Origin of the sequence: Chryseobacterium sp. SIMBA_029 (assembly GCF_046535275.1) — a bacterium.
GTDB lineage: Bacteria > Bacteroidota > Bacteroidia > Flavobacteriales > Weeksellaceae > Chryseobacterium.
Map to the genome: position 1 here is coordinate 1 of NZ_JAWRXA010000033.1, position 777 is coordinate 777.

2 protein-coding genes are annotated in these 777 nt (G+C 44.4%); both read right to left on the reverse strand.

The genetic code is table 11. From position 1 onward, the window contains the following. Window positions 1–407: DUF6443 domain-containing protein (locus SB679_RS23070; protein WP_410704632.1), on the reverse strand; the 407-nt coding region annotated here is incomplete at its 3' end. Between the two features lie 10 nt (window positions 408–417). Then, window positions 418–777 (reverse strand): hypothetical protein (locus SB679_RS23075; RefSeq protein ID WP_410704633.1); only part of this gene is annotated, 360 nt, incomplete at its 5' end.

Here is a 777-nt window from a genome sequence, read left to right on the forward strand (position 1 = left end):
TGTTCCACTCTTGCGAGTGGAGAATTCTCATATACCACTTCAGAATAGGCGTTCGATACGCCGTAATAGGCATTGACCGAGTTTTCTGTTACATTGGGAAGATAAGCTCCATTCTGGCTATCTACAGGCTCAGGAAGATAAGATTTTGCCTGTCGTCCCAAATTGTCGTATACAGTAGGAACCACAACATCTTTTCCTGCCGGTGAGCTTTTCACCGCAATGCTCTGAATGGGCCTACCGAGACCGTCAAAATACTGGACAGCCTGTGCCTGAAGGGCGTTGGGCTGCTCAGCAGTTACCGGCTCCAGATAGGTTCTGCTGTAAATATAATTCTGCGTACTGGTAAGGTTCTGTGCATGAAACAGGACAGCCGCAAGCATGCATAGTAGTGCTGATATTTTTTTCATGATCTGTGTATTAAGGCTGTTTGATGTTGTATTTGTATTCTTTCAGGATATTTCCATTTACGTTCACCACTGATTTAAGTTTGTTCTGCTGATCATATCGGTATATTTCCCGCATCCCATTAGGTGGGGTAAGGGTGGTAACACCAATCAACGGATCATAAGTATAGGTTGTAATCTGGAAATTCTTCAACGCAGGATTCGTTCTGAACAGATCAAGGGCATTGATCAGTTCTGTTTCAGATGCCGCATCAACATCCAGGTTAGACTTTACAATAACACCATCTGCCAGGCTCCCTATGTCTGTCAGCGAAGCTCCTTTCACCTCTGCAATAGGCATCGTATTGTTATAGCCCCAGATTACCGTTGTTGT